This is a genomic window from Odoribacter sp. N15.MGS-14 (assembly GCF_000980245.1).
Classification (GTDB): Bacteria; Bacteroidota; Bacteroidia; order Bacteroidales; family Marinifilaceae; genus Odoribacter; species Odoribacter splanchnicus.
The window spans coordinates 1-9,236 of sequence record NZ_LARE01000088.1; the positions used below are offsets into that span (position 1 = coordinate 1).

Genomic DNA, 9,236 nt, shown 5'->3' on the forward strand with positions numbered 1-9,236 from the left:
TATACGTCCTCGTTTGATCGTGGTGAAAAACAGGAGTTCATGGGGTTTGTGGGGTAAAAATGCAACTTCTGATCAAAATATCTGGATGGGATACCAATTCGAACTGGAAAAGTCATTAGATTGCGGGGATTTGTGTCATATCAAGGGACTAATTGATCATCCAGACAGGGTGAGTTATGACTGTTTGTTAGAAACTAACTTGAAAGGAACACTTGTGCTTTTCACGTATCATTCTAGAGTGGGAAAAGACCCTTCGAAAGAACTAATACAGGAACTATGCACAAGATTATGATTAAATAACTAATATGAACAAATTAATAATGGAGGTGTGTCACACCTCTTTTTTTATGCACAAAGCCCCGACTTTCACAAGCAGGAGCTTTGTTATTACCTAAAGATTTTGTAACTTTAAGCATAACATTTTATACTATGACAAAGATGAGTTTTACCCCCTCTGGCAAATTAATAGACGATGTATGGGGAAAAGTTGGAACTCCCGCAAGGGACGCGATGGAAGAGCAACTCAAGGAAGAGGTTCAAGCTTATTTTGTAGGAGAAGCTATTAAAAACGCACGCCTGAAACAGCACCTCACGCAAGAAGAATTAGGCGAACGAATAGGGGTTAAACGTTCCCAAATTTGCAAGCTGGAGAACGGGAATTGTTCGATTACCCTTTCCACGATGAGGAGAGTATTCAAGGCTCTGGGAATTACAACAGCCAGCCTTGATTTAGGCATCGCGGGAAAGGTTACTTTATGGTAACCTTATAAACAATCCGACAAGCCTAAATAGAGACATTATTAAATTTACTGATAAATTATAGTAATTATTTTGTATAAATTTTCTTCTATAGAAAAAATTTTCTATAGAAGAAAATTTATACAACATTTCTATTCCACCAATCCCCCCAAACGCACGTTCAATTCTACGATTACCCATCTATCTACCTGCACACTACAAAATATTTTCAACTTCCCTGCATTTTTTCTCCCGTAAAAGTGCAAATTCCAGCCCCCATGTAGTAAGATACCATATGTAAATCCCATCCAAGTGAGTTGGAGGGAAAAATGTATTATTAACAGTTTAATTTTTAAAGCTATGGCTAGAATAATCTCAGATCCGATAAATAGCTATCGGGGACGTATCGGTAAGATCTCTTACTACATACGCAAATGCGAGAATATGGCTCGCAAAAGTTCATCTGCCGGGAAAATTTCCGCATCCCCGGCAGCTGTTGCACAACGGACAAAGTTCGGAAAGCTGATCAAACTATCCCAGGCACTTGCCCCGGCAATCACACTCGGATTTCCCCAACGCAAGCGGGGGCAATCGCCGGCAAACGCCTTCATGTCCTTGAATAAGGGTATTTGCACGCTGGAAGACGATACGCTAACCGTGGACTACGAACAGCTGCAATGTGCACAAGGATCGCTCACGGAACCGGACATCACCGCCACGTACAACACTTCGACTTCAAAAATCACGTTTGAGAACACGGCTATGGAAGGCCTCGCCTATTGCAATGCGGACGACAAGACATACGGAGTGAAGTGCCCCCCTGTCGTCTATATAAATACCATTATCAAATATTTAAAGTATTATATCATGAAAGTCAAAGATTTTATCAACGGACAATTTCAAGGAAGACACAATAACCTTATTTTTTACACGAGAGGTAATAACACATACGTCCGGCGTTATGCCATTCCCGGCAAAAAACGGAAATGGGAAACCGAGGGACGTACCCCCAAACAGCAGGCCGTAGCGATACGCTTCAAGGCAGTACAAGTTTTTTACATGACGTTTGCCAAACAAGTGTCGCCCGAAATCTGGCGGGCCGTGGCAAAAACAGTGGGACGACACGCCCCGAACGTGTTTTTCTCAAGAAATTTCCATTGCTTCGGGGAGGAAGGCCAAATCGCCGATTTCGGGAATTTCATGTTCACGGATGGCACTTTACCTCTCCCCAGGAATCTGAAAGTAAGCGGGGAAGGTCCTCTGTTCAAGGTCACATGGCAAGAAGAACGGATGTGGAAAACCGTATCCGGAACGGACAGATTACAAATAGGGGTATTATATGACAACGATTCCCGTATCCCCCGGGTCGCCAGCCAGGTAAAAGGAAGACGCGGAGAGCTGCATGGAGAATTTACCCTCGATGAATCCATCGGAAAAAAGGCGCACGTGTACATTTTCTTCTGCAACGAAACCGGCACCAGGTTCTCCGCCTGCCGATATTTCCACGTGAAAATAAATTCATGATAAAACATGAACAAAAACCCGGTCCATGAAATTCCTGTTCCCGATTTTCAATTCTCGATTATTATATTTTACTTTGTACCGGGTTTTTCATTACCGACACGAATGATAAATCAAGCATATAAAAGAGAGTTTGAATGAAATACACGGAATTGGACGACTGCGAAGAATTCTACCACAAAGTAGAATACTACAATAAAACAAAGACCGAACAATTAAGTTACCATTATAAAGAAATACTGAAACTGCTGGGCGAAGACCCCGACAGGGAAGGTTTGGTAAAAACTCCCTACCGCGTGGCAAAAGCCATGCAATTTATGACAAGGGGGTATCACGAGAATCCGGAGGAAATTCTGCGGTCGGCACTTTTCAAAGAAGATTACCGCCAGATGGTTATTGTGAAAAACATCGAGATCTATTCCATGTGTGAACACCATATGTTGCCTTTCATCGGGCAGGCTCACGTGGCGTATATCCCGAACGGATACATCACCGGGCTAAGCAAAATAGCACGGGTAGTGGAAGCTTTTTCCAGAAGACTGCAAGTACAGGAAAGATTGACAAACGACATAAAGAACTGCATCCAGAACACCCTCAACCCCCTGGGCGTTGCCGTGGTGATCGAAGCACAGCACATGTGTATGATGATGCGGGGCGTTCAAAAACAAAACTCGGTAACAACGACTTCCGACTTCAGCGGCGCATTCGAGAAACTCGCCACGCGGGAGGAATTCATCCGGCTGATCAGTAATAAGTTTCATTAAGAAATAAACAAAACGAGTATGAAAAAAGCATTTGTTTTCCCGGGACAGGGAGCTCAATTCGTAGGAATGGGCAAGGATTTGTATGAAAACTCACCCGAAGCAAAAGAATTATTTGAAAAAGCGAACGAAATATTGGGATTCCGCATTACGGATCTGATGTTCAACGGCACCGACGAAGACCTGAAACAAACCAAAGTAACCCAACCGGCGATATTCCTTCACTCCGTGATTCTGGCCAACTCGCTGACCGAAACCCCGGATATGGTAGCCGGCCACTCCCTGGGAGAATTCTCAGCCCTGGTCGCTGCCAAAGCTTTATCTTTCGAAGACGGATTACGCCTGGTACACGCCAGAGCGCTGGCGATGCAAAAAGCCTGCGAAGCCAATCCTTCTACCATGGCCGCAGTGATCGGAATGGCCGACGAAAAAGTAGAAGCGATCTGTAAAGAGATCGACGAAGTGGTGGTTCCCGCTAACTACAATTGTCCGGGGCAGATCGTTATTTCAGGTAGCAACAAAGGGATCGAGACCGCTTGCCAGAAACTGACCGAAGCCGGAGCGAAACGTGTATTGCCTTTAAAAGTCGGAGGTGCCTTCCACTCTCCGTTGATGGAACCGGCACGCCAGGAACTGGAAACAGCCATTAAAAACACCCGTTTCTCAACCCCGGTCTGCCCGATCTATCAGAATGTAGATGCTCAACCTTATACCGATCCGGCTAAGATTCAGGAAAACCTGATCGCCCAATTGACCGCATCGGTCAGATGGACACAGATCATGAAAAATATGATTGCCGACGGAGCTACCTCTTTCCTGGAAATCGGACCGGGCAAAGTATTACAAGGCCTGCTTAAAAAGGTCAGCACCGAAATCGAGACCAACGGTATTCAATAAAAATTGCTGAGAGAATCTGAGATTCCGTTGAGACAATTTTTCTAAACAGAGCCTCAGGTTTTCTCAACAAGCACCAATGAATCCCGGCAAACTGAATGTACTTTTTTCCTCTCAAAACAAATTTCCGAAGGTTTCCGATTTTTCTCCAATAATTTTATATCTTTAGCCCTGTATAATGGCTATTGTGTATCTCTATGTCCGACAAAAAATTAAAACGTCGTTTAAATGCTTTTTTCAGATTATTGATTATACTCTCGATTTGTGTAATCACGGTATATTTATTCCCCAAAGTCGGTAGTTTCCAGTATGAATATCAAAAAGGTATGCCCTGGAGATACGAAACCCTGACGGCTCCTTTCGATTTTCCGATCCATAAAACAGAAGACGAATTACAGGAAGAACGGGAAAAATTAGTACAGGAACAAAGTCCGATTTTTATCTTAAATACGAATACGGCCGATCTGCAAACCGGTAAATTCAGGACAGCCCTGCATGCTTTCCGCAATGAAACGACTTCCGGCTCCCTGAATAAACTGACCGACCGGCTCAAAGATATCTATACGGCCGGCATCCTGCAATTGCCCGAAGAGTTGGATGCCAGGAAAGTAAAAACCATTAAAATCGTCGAGAACAATATCGGGCATACCGTAGAATTCGATCAGGTATATACCTTGAAAAAGGCTTATTCGGCTTTAAGCCAGGCTATCGACCAACTCCATTTTCCGAAATCGGTACGGGAAAATATTCTAAGCCTGAACCTGAACAACTATTTGCAGCCAAACCTGGAATTCGACGCCTCGAAAACAACGATCGAACACCTGAACCACCTGAAAAGTATCAGTCTCACAGAAGGCATGGTGCAACAAGGCGATATTATCATCACCAAGCGTGAACTGGTTACTCCCGAAAAGGTAAAGATACTGAATTCCCTCAAAACCGAATACCAGAATAATCTGGGATCTACCGAAACTTATATGCGGACTATCGGCGGTCAATTCCTTTTAGTGCTGGTAGCCCTGCTGGTATTTTCCATTTTTTTCTACTATTCCAAAAAACGGATTTTCTACAACAACCGGGAATTTATATTCCTTTACGGTTTATTTCTAGCCACCATTATGCTCGGTAGTTTGGGATATCATCAGAGTATCAATATGTTTGCGGTACCGGTATTGTTTTTCATCATCATCGTAAACATCCTGATCGGTAGCCGTTCGGCTTTGTATCTTCTGCTGAGCAGTACGCTGCTGATTTCCTACTATGCCCCCAACAGTTACATGTTCGCTTTCATGCAGGTCACAGCCGGCATTGTAGCCATATTCAGTCTGTCGCACCTGCAACGGCGTAGTCAGCTGATCCTGTCTATATTTCTGATTTTTATCACCTATACACTCGTATATATGGCCTTTATCCTGACCCAGGAAGGCGAGATCCGCGGTACCCACTTGTTTGCGCTGATCTGGCTGGCCATCAATTGCCTGCTACTGACACTCACTTACCCGGTGATCTATATCTTTGAACGGATTTTCGGTTATACCTCCGAAATCACACTGATCGAACTCTCGAATCCGAATCATCCGGCCTTGCGCAACCTGACCAAGAAAGCTCCGGGTACCTTCCAGCATTCGCTGATGGTCGCCAATCTGGCCGAGGAAGCTATTTACCGGATCGGCGGGAATCCTTTACTCACCCGTACCGGTGCTCTTTATCACGATATCGGTAAAACATTCGATCCGATCTTTTTTATCGAAAATCAAAGCGGGGGAATCAACCCACATGACCAGTGTGAATTCGATGTCAGTGCCCAGCACATCATCGACCATGTCCGTAAAGGAGTCGAAATGGCCAAGAAGTATAATTTGCCCGAAGGTATTATCAACTTTATCCGTACCCATCACGGAAAAAGCAAGGTAAAATACTTCTACAATTCTTTTAAAAACAAATATCCTGACCGGGAAATCGACGAATCGCTGTTCACTTATGACGGACCGGATCCGGTCAGCCGGGAATGTGCCGTAGTCATGATGGCCGATGCCGTAGAAGCAGTCTCCCGTACGCTGGTCGACAAGACCGAAGAAAATATCACGAAAGTAGTCAACAATATCATCGACGGGCAACTACAGGACGGGCGCTATGCCAATGCAGACATCACTTTTAAAGACATTGCAACGGTGAAAAAGGTATTTATCGAAATGCTGACTAACATCTACCATTCCCGAATCGCTTATCCTAAACTCAAACAAGAAGAAAAAAAATAAACATTAAAACTTAGGAATATGACACAGAAAGCCATCACAATCAAAGACTTAGCAGAAAAACTAAATATCTCTGTATCTACAGTGTCACGGGCGCTGAAAGATAATCCTGAGATCAGCCAACAAACCCGTAAAACCGTGCAGGCCCTGGCCAAAGAACTGGGCTACAAACCCAATCCCATAGCAGTGGCTTTAAAGACTCACAAAAGTAACACGATCGGCGTGGTGGTGCCTCAGATTGTGAATACCTTTTTCGCTACCGTTGTCAAAAAGATAGAGGATGTTGCCGATAAATACGGATACAATGTACTAGTAGCTTCTTCCAACGAAACTTTCGAAAAAGAAAAGAAAAACATCGATATATTTCTGGCCAACCGTTGTGATGGAATCATTCTGTCTATTTCTAAAGCCACCACTTCGTATGAACATATCAAACAGATTCAGGATATGGGCGTGCCTTTGGTATTATTCGATCGGACTGCGAAAGAACTGGATGTCTCTAAAGTCGTTGCCGACGATGCCGATGCTGCTTTCAAAATCGTACAACATCTCATCCATGGCGGAGCCAGAAGAATCGCCCTGCTAACCGGCCCGGAACAACTTTCTATCGGGAAGAACCGGATGAAAGGGTATCTGAAAGCCATGACGCTGAACAAACTGGAAATCAATACCGACTACATCGTCAGATGTGAAGACTTCTCCGTAAAAGCAGCCAAAGAGGCCACTCAACGGTTATTGAATATGAAAAATATGCCGGATGCCATTTTCGGAATCAATGACGATATGGCCATCGGAGCAATCGAAGCAATAAAAGAAAAAGGATTGAAAATACCGGAAGAAGTAGCTGTTTTCGGTTTCTCCAACAGCAAACGTTCCCGATATATGACCCCTTCGGTCAGCACCATCAACCAATTTCCCGAAAAGATCGGCGAAACGGCTGCCGAGCTTCTTTTCGAACAAATCCTCGACGCCAAACATGCACAAATCCGCGAGGAAGTGATCAACAGCGAACTGATCGTCCGCGAATCCTCCGACCGCTCGTTTATGCAATAAGAACCGATATTCCCCCAATCAGCAATCTGACTGGGGGAATAAATTTCCGTTTTTTTATTCTCCCTTCAAATAATATCCTGCAAATCGTTTATTTCTAATCTCTAACCCAGTACCTTCCAAGGTCTTTCTCAACTCTGATACAAGATTCCGGAGTGCTTTATCCTTAGAATCGAAGAGTATAGCTTTTCCCCAAATTCCTGCATACAACTCTTCGATCTTCACCACCGTTCCCATTTTCCGACACAATAACTTCAAAAGACAAGCTTCATTCGATTTCAGATAACGTTCTTTCCCCTTTACAACCAAGATTCCGGCATTCACACGAAAAAATACTTCGGAAGCAATCCGGTAACACTCCTGTTGTTCCCGACTTTTCACAAAACGATAATGTAAGGCCTTTAATCGGTTGGCTAATATCCCGATATCACTGCTTTTTTCCAAATAATCTTCTACACCGACCCCAAAAACATCGGTCAACCTCTCCACTTCATAATCCGAAGTAAACAACACTACAGCCACCTCCCGTTGGACCTGCTTAAATCTACGTACCAATTCCCAACCGTTTTCTTCCTTCAAGCGAACATCCAGCAGAATCATATCATACCGCTGTTCAGCCATTTTCTGCAACGCCATTTCCCCGTCAGTGGCCGTATCTACGACAAACTCCTCGGTTTGCAAGATCTGTCCGACTGCATTCAACCAGTTTTCTTCATCATCCACATATAATAAATGAATCGTTGTCATCTCTGTTTACTTTTCATGATCAAGACAAAACGGCTTCCCCCTCCTTCCCGGGTCCGGTAGACTATTCTTCCTCCATGTGCCGACATTACCATTTTAACAAAGCTCAATCCCAGTCCTGTTCCCTCCGTCCTGCGTTCCACCGAAGGCGAACGATAGCCCGTCTCGAACATATGTTTCTGATCTGCTTTCTCAATCCCATAACCATTATCCTTTACAAAAATCCATAATCTCGTCCCTTTTCGGACACATCCGACCACAATCCCGACCTCTTCTCTGGAATATTTCACCGCATTCCGGAGTAAATTCCCCAACGCACGTCCCAATTGCAAGCGATCTGCACAAATCATCGGATCTCCCTTCAGCCTACATAAAACCGAAAACCGTACTGCCTTCCGATCCGGAATCTCTCCTTCTATACTTCTCCATACTTCCTGTACCAATACCGGTAATTCAAATACCTCATAGTTCAATACCAATCCCCTCTCATTCACCAGTTTTACCGACATCTTTTTTACCAAAATTTCCAAACGTCCGATGGCTTCCTGCGCTACCCGGAAATTTTTTTGCTGTTGCGAAGTCAAACCGCTTATCCCCTCCCAGTCCACCAAACCCAAGTATGTCCCGGCAATTCCAACCGGTGACTTCATATCGTGATTCACAGTCTGAATATTCAATTCCTCATGCTGCCGGATCCGCTTTTCTTTATGTACCAAATAGTGTTGCCAATAAAAGATCAATCCCAACATCCAAGCCGAAGCTACCAAAAACAAAACCATCGGCCACTCATCATAAAGAAATACCCCTACAGGTAAACCGAAACGAGCTCTAATAATATGCTTCTCCAATAATCCCAAGGGCATGGAAAAATCCTCTTTTCCCCGGGGAATTTTATTAAACCCCTGCTTTACAACATCGATTACCTTTCCCGTACTATCCTGTAATTCCAACATATAACTAACCGCTTCCTTATCCATCTGCCTGCAAAATGAAGAATCCAATCCCCACAACGTCCACAAAGCTGTGTCACGGATATCATACATAGCGCAGACACTCATCTTTTTCGCCTCCATTTCCGACTTAAAAGAAAAAACAAATTTTTGTCGGTTTCTAAAAACTATGATGTGATCCAATGAAAAAGAAAGAATATTTCCAGTGGCATTCATTGTCCTTTGATTATATATATCAATATTCTTCTCAAGGCCATTTTTCAATGTTTCAATTAAATTTGTCTCTTTCTCCACGTATAGTTTTATCAAGGTACACGCCAACA

At 43.8% G+C, this 9,236-nt stretch carries 8 protein-coding genes; 6 read left to right on the forward strand and 2 right to left on the reverse strand.

Annotated elements, in window-relative coordinates:
* Positions 1–429 precede the first annotated feature (429 nt).
* The 6 genes from WS34_RS13260 (at position 430) to WS34_RS13295 (ending at position 7,222) form a co-directional block, all read left to right on the forward strand.
* Positions 430–762 carry a helix-turn-helix domain-containing protein gene (locus WS34_RS13260; protein ID WP_046405374.1) on the forward strand — a complete coding sequence of 111 codons (333 nt, stop codon included), beginning with the start codon at positions 430–432 and terminating at the stop codon, positions 760–762.
* Between the two features lie 336 nt (positions 763–1,098).
* A complete protein-coding gene (locus WS34_RS15725) occupies positions 1,099–2,262 on the forward strand; it encodes a hypothetical protein (RefSeq protein WP_286693788.1) in 1,164 nt (387 codons plus the stop codon).
* 134 nt (positions 2,263–2,396) lie between these two features.
* Positions 2,397–3,023 carry a GTP cyclohydrolase I FolE gene (gene folE / locus WS34_RS13280; protein ID WP_013613647.1) on the forward strand — a complete coding sequence of 209 codons (627 nt, stop codon included), beginning with the start codon at positions 2,397–2,399 and terminating at the stop codon, positions 3,021–3,023.
* Between the two features lie 18 nt (positions 3,024–3,041).
* Complete coding sequence (fabD, locus tag WS34_RS13285; RefSeq protein WP_013613646.1) at positions 3,042–3,917, forward strand: ACP S-malonyltransferase; 876 nt, start codon at positions 3,042–3,044, stop codon at positions 3,915–3,917.
* Between the two features lie 194 nt (positions 3,918–4,111).
* On the forward strand, positions 4,112–6,172 hold the full coding sequence (locus WS34_RS13290; protein WP_022161388.1) for an HD family phosphohydrolase: 2,061 nt from the start codon (positions 4,112–4,114) through the stop codon (positions 6,170–6,172).
* An 18-nt stretch (positions 6,173–6,190) separates the two neighbouring features.
* Positions 6,191–7,222: a LacI family DNA-binding transcriptional regulator gene (locus tag WS34_RS13295; protein ID WP_013613644.1), complete on the forward strand. Its 1,032-nt coding sequence runs from the start codon at positions 6,191–6,193 to the stop codon at positions 7,220–7,222.
* 54 nt (positions 7,223–7,276) lie between these two features.
* On the opposite strand, the gene WS34_RS13300 is transcribed toward WS34_RS13295, so the two are convergent.
* Together WS34_RS13300 and WS34_RS13305 are read right to left on the reverse strand one after the other, a co-directional pair.
* Positions 7,277–7,966, reverse strand: coding sequence for a response regulator transcription factor (locus WS34_RS13300; RefSeq protein ID WP_046405376.1), 690 nt, complete (start codon positions 7,964–7,966; stop codon positions 7,277–7,279).
* Positions 7,963–9,129, reverse strand: coding sequence for a sensor histidine kinase (locus WS34_RS13305; RefSeq protein WP_046405378.1), 1,167 nt, complete (start codon positions 9,127–9,129; stop codon positions 7,963–7,965). The genes WS34_RS13300 and WS34_RS13305 overlap by 4 nt, the downstream gene beginning before the upstream one ends.
* Positions 9,130–9,236 lie beyond the last annotated feature (107 nt).